Here is a 25476-nt window from a genome sequence, read left to right on the forward strand (position 1 = left end):
CGCCGCTCCCCGGGGAGCGGCGCTTCTGCTTTTTGGAGGTAACAAAAAGGCCGGAACCGTGTTATGGATTGACTATAAAATGTATCAAAAACAGTACTTAATTATCTACAAACGATGCTGACAAGTCCCCGATTTGTGCTATGGTTTGTGACGATTTATCTGCTGGTCTGTCTATACAGTAGGAGCGTCGGCTGGAATGCCGTCTGCGGTGGTCACACTTATGTTTCTGCTTTTGCCGTTTCTGGTGCTGTTGCAAGTCCAATTCGGTGCTTAGGTACAGAGGACCCTCCGGCCGCACCTTTGATGAGTACTTCTACTACGACGCTGACCTCCAGGCCGACAAGCTGCGGGAGTAGAGGGTGTCTATTTTAACTACAATTCAAAAAGATTAGTAAGTTTTTGATTGATGATTTCTTGAAAAGAAACGGGAAGAGTACCTAGCTGTTTTTGGATTAACCTGATGGGAATAGTTACAAGATGGTGAAGCCGTATAGCTGAGTCAACTTTCAAGCCTGTTTCAGAGAAACCATCATCTGTCCGCAGTACCGGTGTTTCACTGCTTTCAGTAGCTTTACTGACTTGTGATAAAAGCAATTATTATAACGTGCTCATAGGTACCTATTCTCTCAGTAAGGGACAGAGCAGGACGAACTTTTGCCGACGAAAGATCATTAAAAGGGAAAGGAACTAAAACAATTTTATTCTTCATCGGTAAGCTTCCTGCCGTCCTCTATTGAATAAATGTCTTCGGCTTCTTCGTGAAAAAAATCAAAAGCTGAATTACCTGACAGGGCTTTCAGCCACTCAGTATCTTCATTCTCCTCTTCAAGTAATGCCAGTACGCGTACCTTCTGATTGCGAAGGGCAATGGGTTGTTTACTACTCACAAAGCCTTCGCTATCCACCTCACCTTTTATTTCGAATGCAATCATGTTTAATGCCTTTTTAACAAATTCACCTACTACCAACTTCTTAATCAATACTTTTGGTAACGATACTGTCGGGCCGATAAATTGCGCAGGTAGTAAGTACCAACCTGATTTGGTTGCAAATTAGTTATTCAACCCTTATCACGACCCGGCGAAAGGAAGTCAGGGCCGGTACGCCCGTGTCGGTTACTTCTAAAATAACGTGCAGCGTGGTTCCCTGAGCATCCGCGGGAATAGCCAGCGTAGCGTTTTGGCTTTCAGAATTTAGTAAAAAGATCCGGCCGGGGTAGGTACCGGCTTCCCAGTAGTTCCACCACCGATAATTTAATGCATTTCCGTCGGGGTCCGACGAGCCCTCCGCCGAAAGTGCTACTTTGTCACCCGCTTTGGCCTTTATTTCCAGTACGTCCAGTCCTTTTTGTTTATTCACAACTGCCTTTGGAGCATGATTAGCTTCCGAAACTTCTTTTACGCACCAGTCCATACGGGCGGCGAAGTCATTCTGAAAGTAAGGGCGCCACCTCGATACGCTCAGCCTTTCGTTCCACACTCCTTCCCGGAAGTCAGCAGCATCGGTGTAGAGGTGTTGTCGCAGCAGCCGGAATCGTCCCCCAAAGCCACCCCACTCGGGACGCTCGGGTACGTTGAGTCCATTGGCTGTCAGGCCCAGAAAAGCTGGGGAATCACCTTCCTTCATACCGGGCACTCCGCCACCGCCGGGCGGATACAAAGCGCCCAAAGGCCCGTTATTTTCAATAATATGGTCACGCACCCACTCCCGCGAGGTCAGGCTTTCGTCACCGGTCATGTACATACCCCGATAGGCAGAGGTCTCCCGCACTTTTGGGACGTACGGATAGCCGTAGTTAACGAACCCGCTGCTCACAAAGAACAACTGAGGGAAGTTTTCCATAATCCACCGCTGGTGCCCGTCCTGATTTCCGATAGCGTGCACGCGAAGTTTGCGGACGAATGTTTCCGTATCGGCTTTGGAGCGGGTTTGTTGGACTTTCCAGAGTGCCTGCGCCAGTTCTCGCTGCCCACCCCAGACTGTCACCCACACGGGCCGGGCATCAGTCTTGTCCACTACCTCTATGAGCCGTTCGGATGATGGTGTGTTATGGCCTTCACCCAAAGCCTGCTGGTCACCGCTTCCGGCCCGTACCAGCGAGCGCAGGTAGTCAGGAGCAGGAAAATGGCGCGCGTGTTTACGTAGATTTTCAAACACCAGCGCGTAGGCATCTATCTGCTGGTGTATCAGCTCAGGCCGGGTGTCCTGTCCGTGTTCCAGGCGGCTGGATGTCAGCAGGCCTTCCAGCTCAAACTGGTCGGCATGGATCAGCAGCCGGACCAGGCTCTGCTGGTCGTCGGGGTCACCGCCAATGTCGGTCATTACGACGAGCCTTACCGGCTGCGAATAAGAAAGGTGGGAAGTACCTGCGAGCAGCAGGCAGCCTATCAGGAGGCAGAGGCAATAGTTGTTCATGGGGCGCTTCCGGCGGTAATGTTCCGGGTTACCAGAATAAGCACAGCGGTGATGGACTATACCGTTTTCAGGTACCTTATTTTTACTTTTTCAATCTCCTCCAAAGCCGGTACTACCTGGTTGAGCGCGGTTTTGCGTACAAGTACCAATAGTCGGCAATCCATCTCAAACAGCTGCTCCGTTACTTCCAGATTATTGCTTTTTACAACCCGCATCACGTCGTTCATGGCCTCGTACGGAAACAGGATTTCGTACTCATCGCATATATACTTTGTGACAACTACCGCCTGCGCGAGAGCCTCTTCGGTGGCCGACTTGTACGCATTAATCAGCCCCGGTACGCCCAGCAGGGTACCCCCGAAGTACCTGACAACTACCACCAATATATTAGTGAGGTCTTGCGAGTACAGGGTGTTCAGAATAGGCCGACCCGCCGAGCCCGACGGCTCGCCGTCTTCGTTGGCGCGGTAGTGGTTGCGGCTACCAGCTGGGTCCAGCCCCAGGCGGTAGGCGTAGCAGTGGTGGTTGGCTTTGGGGTGCAGGTCGCGTAGCTGGGCCAGGTAGTCCTTAGCCTCCTGCTCCGACCGGATAGGGTACACAAAGGCCAGAAACTTGCTGCCTCGGTCTTTGAATAAACCTTCGGTAGCTTCCTGAATAGTACGGTACGAATCATCGAATAACATGGGTCGAAGATTTTTTCAGATAAAAAAGAACAACCGAATAGATAAGAGCCGCCCCTGCCAGTGCCGCCGACAGCAGGAAGGCGGTCGTCAGATTTTCGTAGCGGTTGGCAAAGATTTCGGCCGATATATAGGCTCCTATTCCAATGCCCGCTTCCATAGAAATATACATGGTACCAAAGGCCCGCCCCCGGTTTTGGTCGTGGCTGAGGTCGGCCGTCCAGGCTGATAATATAGGGGAAAGAATACCCGTAGCGATTCCGAAAAAAACCGCTCCGCCCAGAAAGATAAATGAACTACTGGCGTAGGCGGTAAGTACCAGCGCCACAATAAGATTGACACAACCCACAATGACGACGGGTACCCGCCCGTGCCGGTCGGATACCTTACCGGCCGCCAGCCGGATAAGCAGTGACGTAAGGGTATAAACCAGGAAGTAGAGGCCGTGGTTGCTCAGGCCCAGGTAGTCGCTGTAATCAGGTACCAGGGTTAGTACCGCGCCATAGCTGAAATAGGTCAGAAATATAACCAGCGACGGACTGAATACTACAGGATCGAATACATCGCGGGTGGTAATCCGGAAGGCCTCCGTCGATAATTGCGAACGTTCCGGCAGCGTCTCTTTCATATTGAACAGGATACCGATGGAGAGCAGCGCAAACAGCGAAGACGTATAGAACAGAGCATCAATAGAGAACAACTGGGCAATGTAACTACCCAGCGCCGGCCCCAGGGCGGTGCCCAGGCTGGCGCACATCCCATGAATGCCCAGGGCTTCGCCTCGCCGGGTAGCCGGTATAATATCAGCAATGTAGGCGGCCGTGCCCGTAGGCTTGAAGCCCGTAGAGAAGCCATGTACGAGCCGAAGCAGCAGGAAAGGCATGACGGACGTAAATATCGGATACAGAAATCCGCATATAAAACAGACAATGGAGCCGAACGCCATCACAGGTACCCGGCCAATGCGGTCGGTGAGGCGGCCGCTGAACGGGCGCGACAGCCCGGCAGTAAGGGTAAACAGACTGATGATAAACCCTTTGTACTCGGCTCCGCCCAGGCTGGTGAGGTAGCTGGGCAGCTCAGGGATGAGCATATTGAAGCTGGCAAAAAACAAGAACGAACTCAGACTCAATAACCAGAACTGAAGCGTAAAAATGCTGGGCGATGCGGTGGTTTGCATCGCGCAAAGGTAAGCAGTTTCGGAGGAGAAAAAGTAGTACTTTGCGGACGGAATATCAGGTTACTTACTACCTCACTGCCGCACCTCCGGCTTTACCACAAAAGTAAACTGCCGGCTACCCGCAGTACCGGACACAGTCAGCCCCTGCACTACTACCTGGTAGGTACCGGTCTGGTCGGAGGTGAAGAAGTCAAGTACCTGTTTTCCCTGGGCGTCGGTGGTGAGCGTGGGTGCCCAGTGCAGCAGGTTCCGGAAATCGGGCAGGCGGCTCTCCCGGCTGGTGGCGCTGTCGTAGCGGGGGACGTAAAATTCTCTTTGAGACTGGGCAAAGGAGTAGGAGAGTACCAACGCGCGCGGGTCGAGCTGAAAACCGGCCATATCGCCTTTGTAAGTCGTATAGCTGACAATGCCGGGGAAAGACAGCGTCCCCAGGTAGTACTGCCCGTTCATTACTTCCAGTTTTTTTATCTGCAAAGGGTCTATTGCCATCATTTTGTCCGTGTCGAACACCGGCACACCATCCAGCAGAATAAGCGGGTCTTCGTTGAAAGTACCTCCCTGCGGGAGCAATTTGTTTACCACGTAAAAATGGAATTTTCCCCGTTGTTTCCTTACAAATACCCCTGGTACGTACTCCCGCATGACTTCTTCCAGGGTAGGAAAGCGGGTGAAGGCATCCAGAAAATACTTCTCGTTGGGCTTACCGTAAAAAGCCAGACTATCGGTTCCTTCGGTTGCGGACCGGGCAGCCGGTGCCGGGTAGTAAGCGTTCTGGGTTTGCATGTTAATACTGCGCGTCAGCAGTTGCGGGGTTTTATTATCCAAAAAGTGAGGCAAGCGCCGAGAAGAAATCTGGTCGGAATAGGGGCTGAATAGTTCAATGCGATAGGTACTGTCGCGGCGGGTGTTGGTCTGTACAATCACGTCCTGAGTATCGTAAAGCTTTTTTACCTCAAAACGGATAGTACCCTGCGGGTCGCTCAGGCCCACAAACAGCCGGGGCTGCGGAGCGGGAGCAGCCAGGTAGGTCCTGACCAGTTCGGCCGGTTGTCCGGTAAGGGTACTATATACTTTTCCCTCCATAAAATGACCTCCGTGCTCGGGCAGGTACTTGTAAATAGGTGGGGTGTCGGCAAGTACTTTGTCCCAGCTAAACCGGCTCCAGCCGTGGGTCAGCATCAGGTTGTCCAGCGCCTGATCTACCTCCGGGCCCGATTCCTGAAAATAGTACGCAGGCGACTCTACCGTTCCTTTCAGGTCCGAGGTAAGCAACAGGTAGCTGTCCAGGGTGGGGAGGTCGGGATGCGGAAGGGAATCCAGCAAATAAACCGACACCGAAAGTTGAGCAGGCTCTATGAGTGGCGCATCCGTACGGGCCGACAGGTTCAGGTACACCCGCTCGCGGGTGGTAAACTCAGCCTTATTCAGACTCTCCCGGATAACCAGCGACTGGGCCGGGCGTGTGAAGTACAGGCGTTCGCACACGGGCCGGGTACTCTGGTCAAAAAGGGTGATGTGGGTAATTCCGCCCTTCGACGAGGCATCGCCCATAGTATTTTTATTCAGTACAAACACCACCTTTCCGTTCTTCAAAGTACCCGTCTGGGACTGCACGGCGCCCTGCCGGGTATGCACCAGCAGGTACACCTCGGGTGATGGTACCTCCCGGGCCAGCACCGTAACCCGTAGCAGTCCATCCGTCGAATCCCTCACCTGCATCACATACCCTCGCGGCTGTACCTCCGGTAGCGGGTAAGTAAGGGTATTCCCCTGGGTATCCTGTACAATGGCGCGGTACTTAGTATCAGTACCAGGGGTAAAGGTGAACTGGCCCATGCCAAAGCGGAGCGGCTGAAAGCGCAGCAGCGTGTCGTTGTTTTGGTTGACAATGACGCCCCGGCAGGCTATGCCTTTCCCATCTTTACCAACAGCCCGAAAAGCGACCTTACTTTCCTGCTGACCGACCAGATGCCCGCCCTCCGGGAAAAACTGCACATCGTAGGCCGGTACCTCCCGACCCGCCAGGGGCTCAGCTTCCGGCCGCTCAAAAGGATTCAGGATGGTAATGGCAGTTTCGAAGAAAAAATCCGGACTAAAATTTTTCATCCAGTTGGTATAGCTGCGTACGGTATAGGTACCGGCAGAAAGGGTGGCGGGTATCCGTACGGAGCCTTCTCCCTGTCCCTTGTCCAGCGCTATTTTGATTTGTACTACCGGATTGGATTCCTTATCAAGTACTTCCAGATAAGCGATTTTGCTTACATCCAGCGGGCGGTGGGAGCTTCCGTCAACGCAGTAGGTTTTGAACCACAGGGTTTCGCCCACGACGTACAACGGCCGGTCCAGGTGGACAAAGAGTTTTTCCTGTAAAGTTTTGCTGGTATACCTGGCAAGCTGGCTCTGTGGTTGCCCCGACTGCCCGCTTGCCAGCGCAGGTAACAGCAGGAGTAGTATCCACAGGAGAATTCCGGGCTTGTACGTAACAGTAAGTTGCATGCTTCCTATATCAGATCAGGGTAGTAAGGTACTTTTCTTTTTATGGGGGAGAGCGGTGCCACGGTTTTGAACCGTGGAACCGCTGGTTTAACTCCATTTACCGCCAGAAATCCGGCCTTTTATTAGTACCTCCCAGCAGGCGGCAATCCGTACAGTCGGCGGTGCCGATAACGTAAAGAGGATTGGAGGCACCGGGCGGAGCGTATTCGTTCAGAATCAAATCATTCGTCTGTAGTGCTTCCCCCAGGGCCAACGTATCAATTGGTTCGCAGGGACTGATAAACCTACCGAGTCTTTCGGTAATAAACAGGCGTTTTTCCTGCTGCGAAGAAGCACCGAAAAACCCAAAAACCAGTTCGCGCGGGTCGCTGACGCAGGTAATGTTACCCGTTACCTGCGCCGGCTGCGGGTCAAAAAGGCTGCCGGTCCCTTCGGTGGTTTTGGACAGGCTGGTCCAGTACTCGTATTCTTCCTGCGACAGCCCATACTGCTTCACCAGAATACTGTACTTCATCCGTAACTTACCGCTGCCCGCCGGTATAAAAGTGACCAGCGCATCCTGAATAATGTCTTTGCTGAGCTTAATAGAAGAGCCTACTATAATCCGGGACGCTTTCGCGCTGGTCCAGCAGGTACCAATGTCTTCGGTACGATATACCATTTCTTTATTGACTACTTCAAAAGCCGAGTACAGTGGCATCTGGTACTGCCAGGTTTCATCAAAACTCCAGCGGTAAAAGCGGGTTTTGTCCAGCGGATCGTGGGTACTGACGTAAATCTGTACCCCACTTTCGTCCGGCCCTACCTGGTAGGTGACACTGTCGATGGGGGGCGTTTTGATGGCCGGTACATAGGCCGAAAGATACTCCTTCCCATCGCTGGTCCGGATACGCAGCCGGTACTTTTCTCCTTCGCGGTACGTGGCAGCGTTCAGCTGGTAGGTACCCGGCTGGGTTTCGGTAAAGGCAAATCGGCTGCCCTTGTCGCCCTCTACGCTGATTTTGGCGCGCTGCTCCACGCGCGGCTTGCTGGTTTCGGATATATTCTGAGTACGGCTTAGCCGGATCTGACTACTGGTCGAAGGAGTTGTATTTAAAAAACCATCTACCACCAGGTAGCTGCTGGCCGAGGTGATTTCCGGCGGAGAGAACGATTCAATGCAGCCATGCAGCAGGAGCGACATCAACAGCAGGCCCGGTACGTATAGGAGTTTTGGTAGTTTTTTCACGGCTTTTTACAATCTGAAATTGTAGGTAATGGTAGGAATGGGCTGACCAAATATCGACAGCTTATAGCCACTGACTACGCCGTTCTGGGTCTGGAAATAAACCGACGACGGATTTTTACGGCCCAGCAGGTTATACACCGCCAGCGTCCACGAGCTATGGGCCAGCTTCCTGATTTTATGATTCCCTTCAATATTCATGGACAGGTCTACGCGGTAGTAGTCAGGAATACGGTACTGGTTGCGGGAAGCGTAGTATACCCGTTGCGCTCCGTCCAGTATGTACTTGCCAATGGGAGGCGTGTAGGGGCGGCCTGTGCTGTAAGTAAAGTTAAAAGAAACACTGAACCGGTGGCTCAGCCGGTAGTTGCTGATGGCGATGAAGTCGTGCGGCTTGTCGTAGTTGCTGGGATAGTAGTCGCCCCCATTGGGAGCATCGGGCGAGTCGCGGTCAATGGCCCGTAGCAGCGAGCGGGAGTAAGTGTAGCCTACCCAGCCGTTGAGCTTGCCCGCCCCCTTTTTAATCATCAACTCAACTCCGTAGGCTTTGCCGGTAGTCGTAATCACCGCCGTTTCGATCTGGTGATTCATAATGAGCGAGTCGCCGCCTTTGTAGTCCAAAAAGTTCCGGATGTTTTTGTAGTACCCTTCCACCGACAGCTCAATCTGGTTGCCGCGCAGGTTCCGGTACAGCCCAATGGCCAGCTGATCGCCCAGTTGCGGCTTTATGTAGGTATCACTTAGTTTCCAGATGTCGGTGGGTGAAGCCACCATGGTATTGGAAAGCAGGTGAATGTACTGCCGCAGGGTATTGTAGCCCACTTTCAGCGACAGGTCGCCGGTGAGCATGTAACGGGCCGAAAGGCGGTACTCGGGGCCACCGTAGTTTTTGATCCTTTTTCCGGGGGCGTAGGTGTCGGTACCGAGGGTGTAAATGCTTTCAATGGGCAGGCCCGGTACGTACGTATAGACTGTTTTGGGGCCTAAGTAGTTGAATACCGAAAAGCGGAGGCCGGCCGTAACGAGCAGTTTGGGATTCACCTCAAACCGGTCTTCGATGTACAGGGCGCTTTCCAGTCCCTGCTCCGGCTCCAAGGCGTCCGGGAGAATAAGTGACTCGCTGCTGCGGGGCTGAAAGGTACCCGGCGAGAGGGTGTAGTAAATGGAGCTGAGGCCAAAATCGAGGGTATGCCTGGGGTGAATCTGGTAGTTAAATTCGGCCTTGAAGCTGGACTGCCGAACCCCAAAACGCAGGTCGAATGAATGTATAGGTACCCGCTCGCTGGCTACCGCGTAGTTGTAGCTGCTGTGCGCGGCGGTAAAGGTACTGTATAGTTTGGCATTGAAGGTGTGTTTCCATTTCAGCGAAGCAAACTGGTTCTGGTAGGCGTAGGTGGTGTCGGCCAGAAGCCGGAAATAGTCGTTGCTCAGGTACCCGGTCGCGTAGACACTGTTTTTTTCGTTGATTTCGTGGCTGATGTGGGCGTTGACGTCGTAAAAGGAAGCGGTACTGTTGTTATAGGTTTCGTTTTTCAGGCTTTTCAGGAGCCAGTTGGAATAAGTAGAGCGGCCGCCAATCAGGAACGAAGACTTGTCTTTGACAATTGGGCCTTCCAGAGTCAGGCGGCCCGTAATAAGACCAATCCCCCCGGAAGCAACCAGCTTTTTCTTGTTGCCATCGCGGCTGCTGATATCCAGCACCGACGACAGCCGACCGCCAAACCGCGCCGGAATGGTACTTTTGTACAGCTCCACGTCTTTCAGCATATCCGGATTGAAAGCCGAGAAAAAGCCAAAGAGGTGGGAAGGGTTGTAGATGGTGGCATCGTTAAAAAGAATCAGGTTCTGGTCAGCCGAGCCGCCGCGTACATTTAGTCCCACGCTACTTTCCCCCACCGACTTGATACCCGGCAGCGTAAGTACCGTCCGTAGCAAATCGGTTTCGCCCATGACCGTAGGTATTTGTTTCAGGGTTTTGATGGACAGCTTTATCTGCCCCATCTTCGTCTCGCTGACGTTGGCGTCCTGACCCGCTTTGATATTGATTTCTTTGAGAGCCGTCACACTTTCCAGTACTTCTACGTCCAGCTTACCGTCCGCGTACAGCATAATCTGCCGGTAGGTTTCCCGCATACCGATACTCTTGATCCGGACGCGCTGGCGGCCCCGTGGGAGCGTGAGGGTGTAGTACCCGAGGGCATCGGTAGTAGTACCTATCGGCGGAGATTCAATGTACACCGCCGCCCCAATCACCGGCTCACCCGTGACGGCATTGCGTACATAGCCTGACATAGTAGAGTTGCCGGGCGTAATGCGGAGCCTTTTGGGACCTACCTCGTGTAGTTTACTCTCGGTGGTGGAGAGTAGTTTTTCCTGTTCGTCGGTACCGGGGGGCGCGTACACCACCCGCTCCTGCGTGGGGGCGTCGGAGGGAAGTTCGGTAATGATGGGCGTTCCTTTGGTAATATACACCCGCCTTCGCTGATCAATAGCGTAGGTAAATTCCGTGTCTTTGAACACCTGCCCCAGCACTACCCGCAGGGGTTCGTCTCTGACCTGTAGGTTTACAGGCAGGCTGTCCAGCCGGGAAGCGTCGTAGTAGAAGTAGTAGTCGGACTGGGCTTCAATTAATCGTACAAATTCCTGAAACCGAATGTCGTTAAAGGAGCCGCTGATCCGTTTTTCGGTGGTTGTCTGAGCCCATAGCCCGTGCGCAGTCAGCATACTTACGACGGCCAGTAAAATTCCCCGGTAGGCTCTCATGGATTGGTTAGTTGATCGTAGTAGGTAGCCAGGGTTATAATGGCCGCTTCCCGGTTTTCTTTGAAGCTGATGTTATGCTGCTTCAGGTACTGCTTTACCGGTTTTTTCTGATCCTGCATCAGGGCCAGTACCGACTTTTTTGAATGTACTGGTTGGTACTTACCATTTTTTTTGAGGTAAAATATATCCTTATAGGGAAATTCAACAGTCACCTTGCTGGTACCTACCTGTTCCAGCCGCTCTTTTATTCGTCGGGCCAGTACTGTTGATGTACCGTTGTAGAGCACGTCATAAAAGCCGGTGCGAAGACCGTGCCCCGCGCGGGCTTCGCACCGGATAAAGTGATGGGGAGCGCCGCCCGGAAAAATTTGGAAATAATGGACTTTCTCACTTTGCAGAATCACGTTTCCGACGCCTTTTACGTACTTAATTACTACCTGATCTCTGACAATGTCGTACAGTAGGGGTACCTGGTTGAATAGTTGCCCGTCGTAATATACAGAACCGGTTTGCCATTCTTCTGAAGAATAAAACTGATGTTCCGGAGCCTGACTATCGTAGATAAAGTACTGCGGTCCGTTGTATAGATGCTGCGATTCGGTAGTAGCCGAATCATAGAGGGCGAGCGCGTACTGAGCACCAGGCACAGCATGTACACTCGTGTCGGGTACCTGGCCCGGGGATGCCGTAACCAGACCAAAAGTGGCGCAAAAAACGGCAAGTAAAGTTTTCAGCATAAGGACAGGTTAATAGATAAAGGCAGCTATTCCAGGAAAAGGGGAAAACAAAACATATATACGGGTACTTCTTCTATTTAATTTTTGTGGCAGGTCAGAGACAATTAATCAGACGAAACCAGGGGAAGCCATCCGACATTTTCGGGAAGTAAAGTTTCTCCCTATCTTTGAAACCATGGTACGCATTTTTTATAAAGAAGGCCGGGCGTTAAAGCGTGAAAACGATGTACGTGAGCTGGGAAACCTGTCTAATCTGCTTTGGGTAGACCTGCAGTCGCCCTCGCAGGAGGAGGAAGAGTGGATAGAAACCAAATGTGAGGTAAGTTTTCAGACGCCCCAGGAGATAGTGGAGATTGAAAGCAGCTCGCGTTTTTTCGAGCAGAACAATACCATCAACGCCAACTCCAATTTCCTCCGGATTCATAAAGAAGGCTACGAAACCTACCCCGTATCCTTTATTCTGCACCAGGATATCCTATTTACCTACCGGCAGGGCGACTCCAAAACCTTTGCCGATACGGTCAAGAAAATGAAGGTAAGTCAGGATACCTTTCAGTCGGGCGTGGATATCATGCTGCTGATTCTGGAAACCCGCATTGAAACCGACGCTGATTCGCTGGAAAATATCTCGCGTGATATTTCGGCCATCAGTAAAGACCTGAGCCAACAGCAGAATGCCCGGCAGGAAGTACTGATCCGCATAAGTGAATTGCAGGAGGTGACCATGATGCTGCGCGAAACCAGTATCGATAAGCAGCGGGTACTTTCGGGTATCCTGCGCAGCCAGAACTTTCCCGAAGACCGCAAAGAGCACCTGCGCATTATCCTGAAAGACATCAATTCGCTGCTTGAATATACCACCTTTAATTTTGAGCGGCTCGAGTACCTGCAGAACACCTTCATGGGTTTGATTAACCTTGAGCAGAGCCAGGTCATCAAGATCTTCACCGTCGTGACCATCATTTTCATGCCGCCGACGCTGATTGCCGGTATCTTCGGGATGAACTTTGTATCGCTGCCTACGTCGGGCTGGTCGTGGGGATTCTGGGCATCGCTGGTGCTGATGCTCCTTTCTTCCCTGATTGTACTATGGTTTTTCCGAAGAAAGCGGTGGATATAGCTCCCCACTTCACCCACGCCCATACCGACCAGGACCTGCGTCAGATCCTGGACTTGCAGCGGCGCAACCTGAAAACCCAGATCTCAGAACAGACCAAACGGGAGCAGGGATTCGTGACGGTCAGCCACGAGTGGGCGCAGCTGCAGCTTATGCAGTCGCTGACGCCGCAAATTGTGGCAAAGGCCGGGGGTAGGGTAGTTGCCTACGCACTGGCGATGCTGCCCCCGATGGGCGGGCTCATTCCGGACCTGCAGCCTATGTTTGAGATTATTGACGAGGTAGAGTGGAACGGAAAGTACCTCCGGGACTACCGCTACTACGTAATGGGGCAGATATGCGTGGACGAAAAGTACCGGGGGCAGGGTATTTTTGACGGACTGTACCAGAAGCATAAGGAACTGTATAGCGCCGGTTATGAATTACTCGTTACCGAAATCTCCACCTCCAATCCCCGTTCCCAGCGGGCGCACGAGCGGGTAGGCTTTTGCACTATTCATACCCACCTCGACCACGTGGATGAGTGGAACATTGTAGCCTGGGAGCTGTGATAGATAATCTTGGTTAGTTGGACCGGAGGAGGGATTCCAAACGGCGGAATAGGTTTTTCAGTTGAATGCTGGCGGGTATAGGTACTTGTTCTAAAACACCATCAAAATTATTACCCTGGCGTAAATAATACCTGGATAGTGTACTGGATGTCATACGCCATTTGCGTATGAAGGTATAGTACCCTTTATTTCTCTTTACTCGCTTTAGGGACACAGAGCCAAAATGGTAGGCGCGGCTTCGGCTAACTCCTTTAAAAAGCCGTACCCCAGCCAGCCAAAGCTTCATTGAAAAGTCGGGATCTGAGTACATACCTGGCGAGAACTCTATGCTGTATCCTCCAACCAGATGCCACAAATCTTTGTGGACAACGTTGGGAGGCCAGGTAGCCCCCTGCCAGTCCTGCATAGGAAGGGTTGAATACTCCTTTAAAAGCCGTTCTTCATCGAACTCGTCGGGGCTGCTTCCATAGTCACCGTAGAGGGAGCAGACACTTTGGGGCGTACGCTCAATAGCGGTCGCAGAAAGGAAAAAGTAAGGATGGCCGATCTTCTGAATTTCCTGAAGTAGAGCCTCATCCCAGCCCGGGCAAACGTACATATCGTCGTTGATATAGACAATATAGCTAGTGGTAGCCAGTAAGGCGCTACTATTGAGTGCATAGCACACGCCTACGTTCATGGAGCTGTGGGTGTAGCTAAGATCGTGCTGCTGCTGTACCCAGTCCAGGGTGCCATCTTTACCTTCATTAATGTGGATGATGAGCTGGTGTTGAAACGTGGAGTTCCGGCGGATGCTTTCAACGCAAAGTTTAAGATAGGGTAAATTATTCCAGGTAGGTATTAGGATAGAGAACTTAGCCTCTGCAACTTCGCGTTGTTTTTGAATTTTAGTGATCATTTATCATTGCTGCCAATTTTGTACAAAGGAGACTCCAGGCTCTTTGGTTTTAATCTGGCTTTGTTGGGTGAATAAGCTCAATAAATAAGATATAATAGCCGACAAATTTCAGGATATTTTTTAAAAAATGAAGTTTACGTCAGAAAGAAGTAAAGTTTCACTCGTAGTAGCCTACTACAAGAACATCCCGGTTCTGGATTTGATCTTTAAGGCTTTGACAACTCAGAGCTGTGGCGATTTTGAAGTGATCGTAGCTGAGGATGACTGCTCTCCCGAAACTAAGGAATTTATTCAGGAAAAAATTAGTCAGGTTCCTTTTTCCATCAAACATCTCTATCAGGTGAAGGATGACGGGTTCAGAAAGAATCAAATGCTCAACCGGGCTATCTCTGTGGCCGAGGCTGATCTGATGGTTTTTCTGGATGGTGATTGCATACCTCACCAACACTTCATAAAACAGTACCTGAAAAATGCCGGGGAAGGGGTAGCTTTATTTGGGCGCCGGGTCATGCTTAGCCAGCCCTTGACACAAAAGCTTATCCAATCCCGGGATCTTCGCTTCCTGTCGATGTCGAACCTGCTGTTCAGTAATACGGGCCGTCTCAGAGATGCCCTTTATCTTCCGTTCATTAACCGTGAGAAGAAGGAGGGAATCTGGGGATGTAACTGGGGCATTTTACGGCAACATCTAATGGAAGTTAATGGCTTTGACGAGGATTATATACGTGCCGGAGTAGGCGAAGACGTGGATATAGAGTGGAGGTTGCTGAGCAAAGGATTGAAATGTAAGTCAATGAAGCACAAAGCCATTGTATACCATACCTACCATAAGCCCAACTATTCTCAGGATGAGGTGAACATCAACTACCGGCTTATGGCGGAAAAGCAACTTGCCGGAAACCTGTTCTGCCTGAACGGCTTGCAGAAGCAGTAATGGTTTGGAATAGAGTTGTCGTGGACTAGCTCTTTTGGCTATGCGCCTGCGCCCACGGCGGGCCGCACAGACCGGACAGCCTCTACAATCGGGTAGTCGTTTAGAAGGGCATTTCGCATGATGGTAAATCCGGCTATTTTTACGTAATGGTCAGGTACTTAGCCCTCTGGAAGCGAAAGTATACGCAGCTTTTCACTTTCAGAAGTTTTTATTTTATGAATAGGTTGACTGCGACAAAGTTATAGTTTCTGAAATAGAATTATTCTACATAACTAAAAGAAGTGCTCAGGAGCGTAGTTGAATTTCCCGACATTCCGACGTAGATTTGTTAGCTATAACGGTACCGCTGACTCATCTGGCCAGCACTCCCGTATTCATTTACACAGTCTTTTAAAACCAATAGTAAATCTTTATGTCACAGGTAGATACCCAACAAGAACCCCTGCTGGTTGAGGACCCGCTACGTTTTGTATTGTTTCCTATTAAGCATTCGGATATATGGGCGATGTATAAACAGCACGAAGCGTCTTTTTGGACGGCGGAAGAGATAGATTTGTCGCAGGATCAGAAAGATTGGGAGAACCTTAATGATGGTGAGCGTCACTTTGTATCCCATATCCTGGCTTTCTTTGCGGCATCAGATGGTATCGTCAACGAGAACCTGGCTATCAACTTCCTGAGTGAAGTACAGTACGCGGAGGCCAAGTGCTTCTACGGTTTTCAGATTGCGATGGAAAACATCCACTCTGAAACCTACTCGCTCCTGATTGATACCTACATCAAGGACCCTAACGAAAAAGACCGCCTGCTGCGCGCTATTGACACGGTACCCTGCGTCCAGAAGAAAGCCGAGTGGGCTCTTAAATGGATTAACAGCGCCAACTTTACTGAGCGGATCATTGCCTTCGCGGCCGTAGAAGGTATCTTTTTCTCCGGGTCATTCTGTTCTATATTCTGGCTGAAGAAGCGGGGCCTAATGCCCGGTCTGTCGTTCTCCAACGAGCTTATCTCGCGCGACGAAGGACTACACTGTGAGTTTGCCTGCCTGCTGTACACGCAGCACATCAAGAACAAACTCTCCGAAGCGCGGGTAAAGGAAATTATCCTGGATGCCGTTGAAATTGAAAAAGAGTTTATCTCGGAAGCCCTGCCGGTATCGCTGATTGGCATGAACGCCGACCTGATGAAGCAATACATTGAGTTTGTAGCCGACTTCTGGCTGGAGCGCCTGGGTTGCTCCAAGCACTTTGGCTCGGCCAATCCGTTTGACTTCATGGAGCTGATTTCACTGCCGGGGAAGACCAACTTCTTCGAAAAGCGCGTAGGCGAGTACCAGAAAGCCGGTGTAATGTCCGGTATGAACGACAAGGAATCGGGCCATAAAATCGCTTTCGACGAAGATTTTTAAGGAGCTTTAGGCTCCTCTGTCCTTACAGGCTAGCCCTATAAATTAGAAAAGTAGCCCCGCCAGCGTCGGGGCTACTTTTGTTTTTCGAGGAGCTTCTCTATGGTTCGCCACACCAGTTCACTTTCGTAGCCCTTGCCCAACGCAAACCGTATCAGTTTCTGTTTTAGCTTCAGCGGATCGGTCTCGGTGCGTTTTAGGGCGGTGAGTTTTTTGGTAAGTAGCTCTTTGAGGGTAGCTTCGTAGGTACTATCCTTGATTTCGGCCATACCCTGCCGGATGTTGTAGTCGGTCAGGCCGCGGCGGCTGAGTTCCTGCTTTATTTTTAACCTACCCCAGTTCTTAACCCTGAACTTACCGCCCGCATAGGTACGGGCAAAGCGCTCCTCGCTGAGGTAGTTCATGGAAATCAGCTCCGCAATGATCTCGTCGGCTTCCTCGCTCCATACGCCCCATTTCTGCAGGCGCTTGCGCACTTCGTCCTGGGTACGTTCCTGGTAAGCGCAGTAGCTGGCTGCTTTTTGTAAAATCAGTCGGTCCATACCGTAGCGCTGGTAGTAACCCCCTGGGTTATTTCACGAAGCGGTTGCCGAAGGTATAGGATATACCCAGGTGTATCGTCGGAAAGCGGGAGGTATTTTCCAGATAAAACTGGGTACTTCCGGCCAGGTTTTTGGCGAAGCTCACGTTATAAAGCACTTCGGCCGTGAGGGCCAGTCCCTGGGTAATATCATAGCCAATCCCCATTTTGGGAGCGAATCCGAAGCCATTATCAACTAACGTTTCGTCAAATATTTTTCGTTCGTTGTAAAGAATCTGTGCATTAACCACCGTCCGGATCAACCCCGCTTCCAGCCCCAGGTAAGGGTGCAGGTCCCAGTCGGTAGGGTGGTACTGGACAGAGGCCATGATCGGGACGGTAGAAGCCGTAAGCTTGCTGCTACCCAATGCGGCTGACTCCCGGATCGTTTCGGTGTAAGCGCGAACACGGCCACCCACGGCCCATTTGGGTGAAAGGTAATGTTTGATGCCCAGGCCTCCACCCCACACTCCTCCACTTCCCGACTCCGTCGGAATTCCATACCCTGCGGTGGCATCAATACTGAGCTGGGCCTGAGCCGGTAGCTGAGCAGCTATCCCTAACAAAAGTCCCAGAAGTAAGGTATGCAGTGTTTGTTTCATGCGTGTATAAGTACAGTTTATATAAATACGATTTATGTTCTTATACGGCCCAATAAAGAAATAATTGCTTCCTAAAGCAAAAAGTAAGCGTAGCATTTAGTATTAGGCCAAATAAGGTTAGGACGAATTTTACAGAAATCCAGGCTTTATTAAAAGGCGGGGTAGAGTATAAAACAAGAGATTACGTAATTTTGATTAAAAGTATATTTCATTTCTGCAGACCAACCACCTGCTTTACCAGATACCCCTCTATGCGATTTGCCCGACGTGATATTCTGAAACTTTTTCCGGTGCTGTCCCTCTTCTCCCTGACCGCCCAAAAACCGCTGGCTCCAAGGATGACCCTGCGGTTTGCGGTAGCCTCGGATGGCCATTACGGACAGCCCGACACCAACTTTGAAGGCGCGCATAACGATATAATTCGCTGGCTCAATCAGGAGAAACTGCAGAAGGGACTTGATTTTGTCATTTTTAACGGGGACCTCATCCACAACGAGCCCACGCTGCTCTACGACCTGAAGACTACTTTGAAACGCCTCACCTTTCCTTTCTTCGTGACGCGCGGCAACCACGACCGCGTCGGCAACGATGTATGGCGCGACACCTGGGGGTACCCTACCAACCACAGCTTCGCCCGCGGCGAGTACGTGTTCCTGCTGGGCGACACCTCCAACGAAAAAGGCGAGTACCTGTGCCCCGATGTAGCCTGGTTACGTGGTGAACTGGCAAAGTACAGCGCCAAGAAAGGTATTTTTGTATTCCTGCACATTACACCTGCCCAATGGACTGCCCACGGGGTCGACTGCCCCGAAGTACGCCAGCTACTCGAAAAAACCCCCAATGTACTGGCTATTTTCCACGGACACGACCACGACCAGGACGGACATAAAACCAGCGGCGGAAAGCCTTACTTCTTTGACGGCCACTTTGGCGGAAGCTGGGGAACCACCTACAAAGGGTATCGCATCGTAGAGGTATACGACGATGGTACCTGGCAGTCGTACCAGTACAATCCGACGGCGGCTCCGGTACTTAATTCATACTCGGGTAAGGGAGCCTCCTGAAGGGAAAGATCCGTGGCACGGTTTCAAACCGTGCCACGGTTAGGGTAGTAGGCTTAGCCCTGAACACCTGTGGCACCGTTTGAAACGGTGCCACAGGTTAGCTTAGGAACACTGGCGATGGTTAGTTGACCCTCAGCAGGTGATTTTTCTTACCCTTGGACACCAGCACAAAACGCTCCTGCAAAAGCCCAAAGTCGGTCAGCGGTTGCTCCGGACCTGTAACTTTTACCTTATTAATGCTGACCGCATTTTGCTGGATGGCCCGGCGGGTTTCGCCTTTGGAAGCATATACTTCACCGCGGGTAGCGGTAGCCAGTAGTTCGGTTACATTGGGGCAGCCATCCCACTCCTCCCGGCTAATCTCCGTCTGGGGTACTCCTTCAAATACGGTTTCAAACTCATCAGCGGCAATACTGCGCAGGGTATCCAACGTAGCTTTTCCGTACAGTACCTCCGAGGCCTTCACGGCCAGGTTGTAGTCGCGGGCCGAGTGAACCCGTGTGGTGACGTCCTGGGCCAGGGCCTTCTGCATGCTGCGCAGGTGCGGCGCTTCGGCCTGTTGGCGCTCCAGTTCTTCAATCTCCTCCCTGGACAGCAGCGAGAACACCCGCAACAGCCTGTGACAATCTTCGTCGGACTGGTTGATCCAGAACTGGTAGAACTGGTAAGGGGTGGTGCGGGTAGGGTCCAGCCATATATTGCCGCCTTCACTTTTACCAAACTTGGTACCGTCTGCCTTCGTCACCAGCGGTGTGGTCAGGGCAAAAGCCTTGAAGAAATTTTCCTCGTCCCCTTCTTTCCGCCGGATTAGCTCCGTACCCGTTGTAATATTACCCCACTGATCGGAGCCACCCATCTGCAGCCGGATGTTGTGGTGCTTATAGAGGTAGTAAAAGTCATAGCCTTGTAGCAACTGGTAGGAAAACTCGGTAAAGGAAATACCCGTTTCCAGCCGCTTCTTTACCGAATCCTTGGCCATCATATAGTTAACGCTGATGAACTTACCGGCTTCGCGCAGGAACTGTAGAAAGCCGATTTCCCTGAACCAGTCGTAGTTGTTAACGATCTGGGCGGAATTGCCACCACTATTAAAATCCAGAAATTTTTCCAACTGACTCCTGATCCCTTCCTGATTAGCCCGCAGCGCTTCTTCCGACAGAAACTCCCGCTCAGCCGCTTTACCCGAAGGATCACCGATCATACCGGTAGCGCCACCCACCAGCGCGAACGGCTTGTGGCCCGCCCGCTGGAAGTGCACCAGCAGCATGATGGTGGCGAGGTTACCAATATGCAGCGAGGGGGCAGTAGGGTCAAAGCCGATATAGCCGGCCGTCATTTCTTTATTGAGTTGTTCTTCGGTACCAGGCATCATGTCGTGCAACATGCCCCGCCAGCGCAATTCTTCTATAAAGTTGGGTTTCATTCGTTAATCCGGTCTTTGTCAAAAAAATAGTGCGCAAAGTTACAGTGATTTTTTGGAAGTACCTGCCCTGAACGCAGGCAAGCCATCAGGTCTCTGGCGATAGAAGCAGGAACTTTTTATAGAATTTTAAAATAATTAAAATTTTTCTTTACAAGAATAGTACTATATAATTCCGAGAATTAGGAGGTATTTATTATTAAAGTACAAAAAAATGATTCGGGGAGATACAGGTTGTACCATAAATTTCAGGTTTAGCTGATCTGTAGTTGGAGCAAGTGCGTAGGTTTTATTCAGAAACCTCCCGACGTACGGGAGCCTACAAAACCTTTACTACTATGAACAGAATGAAAGACACATCAAACAATCAAGGGTATCCGGATAATCAGATGATTTCCCGGGTGGGCAGACGCTTTTTCTTACGATCAGCAGGTTTAACAGCAGTGACCGGGGCCTTTATACTTGGTGCTTGCCAAGATCATGACATGGAGCCCGATGCAACAGTAGACTTAGGATCTGGTGATATAGGAATATTGAACTTTGCTTATGCTTTGGAGCAGCTAGAAGCGGCTTTTTATACCCAGGCTCTTGAAATGCCATATTCAGGTATGACTGATGTAGAAAGAAGATATCTGACAGATGTCCGCGACCATGAAATTGTACACCGTGAGTTTTTCAAGGCGGCTCTGGGTAATAATGCTATTCCCGGACTTCAAGTGAATTTTTCTAAAATCAATTTCAACGACCGGGCTAGCGTACTGGGTACCGCCCGCGTACTGGAAGATACCGGTGTTGCTGCCTATAATGGCGCCGGAAAGTATTTGGAAAATGTAGATTTCTTGGTAGTAGCTGGTAAAATTGTATCGGTAGAGGCTCGCCATGCGGCTGCGATTCGTGATCTTTTGCAGCCCAGAACGAGATTTTTTGCTGGTGATGATGTAGTAAACGAGAATGGTCTTGACATCGTAATGGAGCCTGGAATGGTTCTGGCGGCTGCTCAACCTTTCATTGAGACCCGCATCACTGCCAATAACTTGCCGAAATAATTTTTTAAACTTTTAATATCTCGAAAGACATGAATTTATTTAAAATTATAGATGACATTCAGCAATTTGACGGTGAATATGTTGACCGTCTAGAATATGCTTCAAGACGTAGCTTTATGAGCAGCTTTAGCAGCAAGGTAGCTGCCGCTGCTACACCATTAGCCGTAGCTTCTATTTTAAATAAGGCTACTGCTCAGGCCACTCTGCCCCAACAGATAGTTGATGTTCTCAACTTTGCTCTTACTCTTGAGTATCTGGAAGCTGAATATTATATAAGGGGTTTGAACACTCCTGGACTGATTCCTGCCAATACGCGGGATGTGTTTGATCAGATCAGAAAACATGAGGTGGCTCACGTTGAATTCCTGAAATCAGCTCTTGGAAACAAAGCCGTTATGAAGCCAAATTTTGACTTTACGGCCAAAGGTATGTTTCCTAATGTATTCAGTGATTATCCTACATTTGTAACGGTAGCGAAGGCTTTTGAAGATACGGGTGTACGGGCCTATAAAGGGCAGGCTCCTAATCTGATGAGTGTTGATGCTATTCTGGAAGCTGCTCTTCGTATACACTCGGTTGAGGCACGCCATGCCGCTGAGGTACGCATAATCCTGAGCATTCTCACAAACAATCCAAGAATAGAGCCTTGGATCACTCTGAATGAAGGAGTACCTGCACCAGTCTATGCGGGTGAGGATAATACTACGCATGCAGGAGTAGACATCACGGGTATCGCCGGTAAGTCCAAGGAGATAATTACTGAGGCATTTGATGAGCCTCTGTCTAAGGAGGCGGTTCTTGCTATTGTTAGCCCTTTCATTATGATGTAGAAAAGTGGGGTTTTGGAATAGGTAGTGTTTAGAGCGGGCTTGCGGTAGCAAGTCCGCTCTTTTCTTTTGTACCCAGAGGCTTCTGCTGAGTAGTATGGGTAGCCGGGACGTTACTTTAGCAAGCAAATCAATTCTTAGTTTTTTCTGCTTGCTATACTACTATGAAGTCTGTTATAATTAAAGTAGTACTGCTTCTAACAGCGGTGTTCTTCAAAGCTCTTTTGGTTCAGGGGCAGTTGCCCGGGCAGCGTACCTACTGCAACCCCATGGACATTGACTACAAGTATAACTTTGAGCAGCTCAACGAGCGCATCTCCTACCGCTCCGCCGCCGACCCGGTCATAGTCAACCATCAGGGAGAGTATTACCTTTTTGCTACTATTTCGGGTGGATACTGGCACTCGATGGATATGGTCAGCTGGAAGTACATAGTACCCAGCCGCTGGCCCTTTGAAGATATGTGTGCGCCGGCGGCGCTGTCGGTGCGGGATACGTTGTTTCTGTTTCAGTCTACCTTTGAGCAGCGGCCTATTCTTTATTCGGTAGAGCCGGAAAAAGGACAGTTGGATTTCTATAACCGCTGGTTGCCCCGGCTGCCCAAAGACATCGGCCCCTGGGACCCGGCCATCTTCCACGATCCCGACACCGACCGCTGGTTTATGTACTGGGGTTCGTCTAACGTGTACCCCATCTTCGGGGCCGAACTGGACTATAGCAAGCGCCTGGCCTACAAAGGTGAGTATAAGCCCCTATTCTGGCTGGACCAGTATCAGCACGGCTGGGAGCGCTTCGGACCCAACCATTCGGACCCCATCAAACCCTTTATGGAGGGTGCCTGGATGACCAAGTATAACGGCAGGTACTACCTGCAGTACGGTGCCCCCGGTACCGAGTACAACGTCTACGCCAATGGTACCTACGTGGGCAAAGACCCACTCGGGCCTTTCGAGTACGCACCTTATAATCCTTTTTCGTACAAGCCCGGAGGATTCGTGCAGGGTACCGGCCACGGCAACACCTTTCAGGACAACTTTGGCAACTACTGGAATACCGGTACCCCCTGGATCGCCGTCAACTGGAACTTCGAGCGACGCATTGCCATGTTTCCGGCTGGTTTCGACAAGGACGACCAGCTCTACGCCACTACCCGTTTTGGGGATTTGCCGCACTACCTCCCCACCCGCAAGTGGCAGGACCCCAACGAGCCTTTTACGGGCTGGATGCTGCTGTCGTACCGCAAGCCCGTGACAGCCTCGTCGGTGCAGGATACGATGCGGGCCGGGAAGGTGACCGACGAAAACCCCCGGACTTTTTGGGTAGCCAAACACAATAAAGCCGGCGAAACCCTGACGCTGGACCTGCAGGCTGAGCAGGAGGTGCGGGCAGTACAGGTCAACTACACCGACTACAAATCTGATATTTTTGATAATAATCCGGAGAAAGTCTACACACAGTTTAAGCTCCATACCTCACGCGATGGCAAAAAGTGGGACCTCCTAGCTGACCTGACGCGGGAGCCCCGGCGCGACCGCGCCTGTGCCTACGTGGAGCTGCCCGAGGCGGTACGGGCCCGCTACGTCCGGTACCAACACGTTTATGTGGGAGCGCCGCAGCTGGCCATCAGCGATTTCAGGGTATTCGGTAAGGGTACCGGCCAAGCCCCGGCCACGCCCGGTGGGTTGCAGGTAGTCCGGCAAAAGGACCAGCGCAACGCGGACATCAGCTGGGAACGGGTACCGGGCGCGGTCGGGTACAATATACTGTGGGGAATAGGGCCGGATAAGCTGTACCAGGCGTACCAGATCTGGGACGACCAGCCCAACAAACTCGAGCTGCGGGCGCTGAATGCGGGGGTACCTTATTACTTCGCCATAGAAGCATTTAACGAAAATGGGGTCTCAAAAGTAAGTGAGGTAACAGGGAAAAGGTAACAGTGATAGCAGATGGCACGTTATTTTAATACTACCTGCATGCCGCTTTTCCGGTAGCTACCGGATAGGAAAAGTCGGCAAAGGAGTAGGGAGTAACCACGACACAACCGCTATATGATTGTAACCGAAGAGCAAAGAGAAGAAGCTCATGCCTTTTACCGCGAGGCCTTAACCATGCTGAATGAGTGCAGCACCCGGTATATGCTGGGGGGCGCCTTCGCCATGTTTCACTACACCGGTATTTACCGCGACACCAAGGATCTGGATATATTCTGTAAGCCCAGCGAGTACCCGGCTATCTTGAAGTATTTTGCTGAAAAAGGCTACGAAACCCAGCTTACTGATGTGCGCTGGCTGGCCAAGGTATTCAGCGGTGAGTACTTCATTGACATAATTTTTGATACCGTCAATAACATCTGTACTGTAGATGATACCTGGTACGAACATGCTCACAAAGCCCAGTTTGCAGGAGTGGACGTACTTTTTCTACCCCCCGAAGAGCTGATCTGGTGTAAAATATATGTTCAGAACCGCGAGCGTTTTGACGGAGCTGACGTTAACCATATTATACTTAAGTACGGAAAAAACCTGGATTGGAAACGAATCCTGTTCCGGCTGGACCCCCACTGGCACCTGTTGCTGGCCCAGCTCCTGTTGTTTCAGTTTGTGTACCCCTCCGATTTTCACGACATCATACCCCGGTGGCTCTTTGAAGAATTGATGGCCCGTGCCCACGAGCAGTATGATTTGCCTCCGTCCCTGGAGAAAGTATGCCGTGGCCCCGTCATTGACCAGACCCAGTACATGATTGACATTAAAGAATGGAATTACAAAGTGTCCACCATTAAAACTACCTGATTATGGCAAAAACTCAGAAAGTACGAATAGCCGCCGTGGCTGATATACACATCCGCGAAACGGATAAAGGCAAATGGGCGGATTGTTTCAAAGAAATATCCGAAAAAGCTGATGTACTTCTCCTCTGCGGCGACCTGACCGACACCGGTGATGAAATGGAGGCCGAAGTACTTGCCGAGGAACTGAAGCATTGTAAGATACCGGTGGTGGCCGTACTGGGCAATCACGACTACGAAAAAAATCGTCATAAGCTCATCCGGCAGGTGGTACAAAGCGAGAATGTACACGTGCTGGATGGAGAAGCGGTAGTAATAAAAGGAGTAGGCTTTGCCGGTGTAAAAGGTTTTGGGGGCGGGTTCGACAACCACATGCTTTCTATGTTCGGCGAAGGAGCCATGAAAGCTTTTGTGCAGGAGGCCGTGGACGAAGCCCTGCGCCTGGATCGTGCCCTCGCCCGCCTGGATGCCGACCACGAGGATATTAAGAAAATCGCCGTGTTGCACTACGCTCCCATCAAAGAAACCATTGTGGGCGAACCCGAAGCTATTTTTCCCTTTTTGGGATCATCGCGTCTGGCCGATCCGCTCCGACGGCGCAATGTACTGGCTGCTTTTCACGGGCATGCCCACGTAGGTACCCTCGAAGGGGAGACTTCCGGTGGGGTGAAAGTATTTAACGTAGCGAAGCCTATTCTTACAAAGGCAGGCTTTACACCCCCTGTTTTTATATTGGAAGTGTGATAGG

General features: G+C 51.0%; 22 protein-coding genes. 10 read left to right on the plus strand and 12 right to left on the minus strand.

Annotated features, from left to right (window positions below):
• Positions 1-698: 698 nt before the first annotated feature.
• The 8 genes from VGN67_RS04665 to VGN67_RS04700 all read right to left on the minus strand — a co-directional run bounded on the left by VGN67_RS04665 (position 699) and on the right by VGN67_RS04700 (position 11496).
• Positions 699-932, minus strand: a complete 234-nt coding sequence (locus VGN67_RS04665) for a hypothetical protein (RefSeq protein ID WP_327485611.1) — start codon at positions 930-932, stop codon at positions 699-701.
• A 124-nt stretch (positions 933-1056) separates the two neighbouring features.
• The gene (locus VGN67_RS04670; RefSeq protein WP_327485612.1) at positions 1057-2415 is read right to left on the minus strand and encodes a DUF1593 domain-containing protein; all 1359 of its coding nucleotides are present in this window, start codon (positions 2413-2415) and stop codon (positions 1057-1059) included.
• A 56-nt stretch (positions 2416-2471) separates the two neighbouring features.
• Positions 2472-3098 (minus strand): YigZ family protein, encoded by a 627-nt coding sequence (locus tag VGN67_RS04675; RefSeq protein WP_327485613.1) that lies wholly within the window; start codon positions 3096-3098, stop codon positions 2472-2474.
• On the minus strand, positions 3085-4275 hold the full coding sequence (locus VGN67_RS04680) for an MFS transporter (protein ID WP_327485614.1): 1191 nt from the start codon (positions 4273-4275) through the stop codon (positions 3085-3087). The genes VGN67_RS04675 and VGN67_RS04680 overlap by 14 nt, the downstream gene beginning before the upstream one ends.
• A 72-nt stretch (positions 4276-4347) precedes the next feature.
• Entirely contained in the window at positions 4348-6771 is a 2424-nt protein-coding gene (locus VGN67_RS04685) for a hypothetical protein (protein WP_327485615.1), read from the minus strand.
• Between the two features lie 97 nt (positions 6772-6868).
• Positions 6869-7999 (minus strand): DUF4249 domain-containing protein, encoded by a 1131-nt coding sequence (locus VGN67_RS04690; RefSeq protein ID WP_327485616.1) that lies wholly within the window; start codon positions 7997-7999, stop codon positions 6869-6871.
• Positions 8000-8005: 6 nt separating this feature from the next.
• Positions 8006-10759 (minus strand): TonB-dependent receptor, encoded by a 2754-nt coding sequence (locus VGN67_RS04695; RefSeq protein WP_327485617.1) that lies wholly within the window; start codon positions 10757-10759, stop codon positions 8006-8008.
• The gene (locus VGN67_RS04700) at positions 10756-11496 is read right to left on the minus strand and encodes a hypothetical protein (RefSeq protein ID WP_327485618.1); all 741 of its coding nucleotides are present in this window, start codon (positions 11494-11496) and stop codon (positions 10756-10758) included. The genes VGN67_RS04695 and VGN67_RS04700 overlap by 4 nt, the downstream gene beginning before the upstream one ends.
• Positions 11497-11671: 175 nt before the next feature.
• Between VGN67_RS04700 and corA the strand changes: the two genes are divergently transcribed.
• Both corA and VGN67_RS04710 read left to right on the plus strand, forming a co-directional pair.
• The gene (gene corA, locus VGN67_RS04705; protein WP_327485619.1) at positions 11672-12616 is read left to right on the plus strand and encodes a magnesium/cobalt transporter CorA; all 945 of its coding nucleotides are present in this window, start codon (positions 11672-11674) and stop codon (positions 12614-12616) included.
• Positions 12586-13164: a GNAT family N-acetyltransferase gene (locus VGN67_RS04710; RefSeq protein ID WP_327485620.1), complete on the plus strand. Its 579-nt coding sequence runs from the start codon at positions 12586-12588 to the stop codon at positions 13162-13164. The genes corA and VGN67_RS04710 overlap by 31 nt, the downstream gene beginning before the upstream one ends.
• 13 nt (positions 13165-13177) lie before the next feature.
• Here VGN67_RS04710 and VGN67_RS04715 read toward each other — a convergent pair whose 3' ends face one another.
• Positions 13178-14062: a glycosyltransferase family 2 protein gene (locus VGN67_RS04715; RefSeq protein ID WP_327485621.1), complete on the minus strand. Its 885-nt coding sequence runs from the start codon at positions 14060-14062 to the stop codon at positions 13178-13180.
• 127 nt (positions 14063-14189) lie between these two features.
• Between VGN67_RS04715 and VGN67_RS04720 the strand changes: the two genes are divergently transcribed.
• Both VGN67_RS04720 and VGN67_RS04725 read left to right on the plus strand, forming a co-directional pair.
• A complete protein-coding gene (locus VGN67_RS04720) occupies positions 14190-14996 on the plus strand; it encodes a glycosyltransferase (RefSeq protein ID WP_327485622.1) in 807 nt (268 codons plus the stop codon).
• 412 nt (positions 14997-15408) lie between these two features.
• Positions 15409-16404 (plus strand): ribonucleoside-diphosphate reductase small subunit, encoded by a 996-nt coding sequence (locus VGN67_RS04725; RefSeq protein WP_327485623.1) that lies wholly within the window; start codon positions 15409-15411, stop codon positions 16402-16404.
• A gap of 71 nt (positions 16405-16475) precedes the next feature.
• On the opposite strand, the gene VGN67_RS04730 is transcribed toward VGN67_RS04725, so the two are convergent.
• Entirely contained in the window at positions 16476-16943 is a 468-nt protein-coding gene (locus VGN67_RS04730; RefSeq protein ID WP_327485624.1) for a regulatory protein RecX, read from the minus strand.
• A 28-nt stretch (positions 16944-16971) separates the two neighbouring features.
• Positions 16972-17583 carry an outer membrane beta-barrel protein gene (locus VGN67_RS04735; RefSeq protein ID WP_327485625.1) on the minus strand — a complete coding sequence of 204 codons (612 nt, stop codon included), beginning with the start codon at positions 17581-17583 and terminating at the stop codon, positions 16972-16974.
• A 251-nt stretch (positions 17584-17834) separates the two neighbouring features.
• On the opposite strand from VGN67_RS04735, the gene VGN67_RS04740 reads away from it, so the two are divergent.
• Positions 17835-18647 carry a metallophosphoesterase family protein gene (locus tag VGN67_RS04740; protein WP_327485626.1) on the plus strand — a complete coding sequence of 271 codons (813 nt, stop codon included), beginning with the start codon at positions 17835-17837 and terminating at the stop codon, positions 18645-18647.
• Between the two features lie 121 nt (positions 18648-18768).
• On the opposite strand, the gene tyrS is transcribed toward VGN67_RS04740, so the two are convergent.
• Entirely contained in the window at positions 18769-20070 is a 1302-nt protein-coding gene (gene tyrS, locus VGN67_RS04745; RefSeq protein WP_327485627.1) for a tyrosine--tRNA ligase, read from the minus strand.
• A 344-nt stretch (positions 20071-20414) separates the two neighbouring features.
• Here tyrS and VGN67_RS04750 point away from each other — a divergent pair, with 344 nt between their 5' ends.
• The 5 genes from VGN67_RS04750 (at position 20415) to VGN67_RS04770 (ending at position 25472) form a co-directional block, all read left to right on the plus strand.
• Positions 20415-21113, plus strand: coding sequence for a ferritin-like domain-containing protein (locus tag VGN67_RS04750; protein WP_327485652.1), 699 nt, complete (start codon positions 20415-20417; stop codon positions 21111-21113).
• A 29-nt stretch (positions 21114-21142) separates the two neighbouring features.
• Complete coding sequence (locus VGN67_RS04755) at positions 21143-21943, plus strand: ferritin-like domain-containing protein (protein ID WP_327485628.1); 801 nt, start codon at positions 21143-21145, stop codon at positions 21941-21943.
• Positions 21944-22104: 161 nt separating this feature from the next.
• A complete protein-coding gene (locus VGN67_RS04760; protein ID WP_327485629.1) occupies positions 22105-23874 on the plus strand; it encodes a family 43 glycosylhydrolase in 1770 nt (589 codons plus the stop codon).
• A gap of 114 nt (positions 23875-23988) precedes the next feature.
• The gene (locus VGN67_RS04765; RefSeq protein WP_327485630.1) at positions 23989-24732 is read left to right on the plus strand and encodes a nucleotidyltransferase; all 744 of its coding nucleotides are present in this window, start codon (positions 23989-23991) and stop codon (positions 24730-24732) included.
• Between the two features lie 2 nt (positions 24733-24734).
• Positions 24735-25472, plus strand: coding sequence for a metallophosphoesterase family protein (locus VGN67_RS04770; RefSeq protein ID WP_327485631.1), 738 nt, complete (start codon positions 24735-24737; stop codon positions 25470-25472).
• Positions 25473-25476 lie beyond the last annotated feature (4 nt).

Source organism: Telluribacter sp., from assembly GCF_035998675.1.
Lineage (GTDB): Bacteria > Bacteroidota > Bacteroidia > Cytophagales > Spirosomataceae > Telluribacter.